This window comes from Bacillus sp. FG16 (genome assembly GCF_057809515.1).
Window position 1 is genome coordinate 1 of sequence record NZ_JBMDKC010000346.1, and the last position, 420, is coordinate 420.

General features: G+C 43.1%; 1 protein-coding gene. It reads right to left on the reverse strand.

The window, feature by feature from the left end; translation table 11 throughout:
- On the reverse strand, positions 1-420 hold a 420-nt coding region (locus ACODS7_RS32670; protein WP_488828720.1), incomplete at both ends, for a hypothetical protein.

Consider the following 420-nt stretch of genomic DNA (forward strand, 5'->3'; position numbering starts at 1 on the left):
TCGTACGGAACTCTTCCACCTTCATTTGCGCCTTTTTCGGTGTTCCTGCCGCAAGTCTTGCTTTCTTATAAGGAGAAACAGACGCATCCGCCAATTCTCCACCAAGTATTTCTTTCTCTGCTTTAGAAATCGGATAAAGTCTATCCATTCCTTCCGTATATAGCTCTTCTTTCGAACTTGGGAGCTTTTGCAGTACTTGTTTCACACGTTCCAAACCGGTAGGTTTCTCGTTTACATTGATTTTCCCACGGAAACGCGCTTCATCTCCTTGATTCGCCCATATTTGTGCGTCTTCTTGAACTTTTTGTAACCCCTTTTGTACATCCTTTGGAATGATACTTTGAAAGTGCTTCATAAACTCAGGTGCTTCTTGTCCTGCCATGGTTGGATTGAGTAAGTAACGACGCATAAATTCCGCCA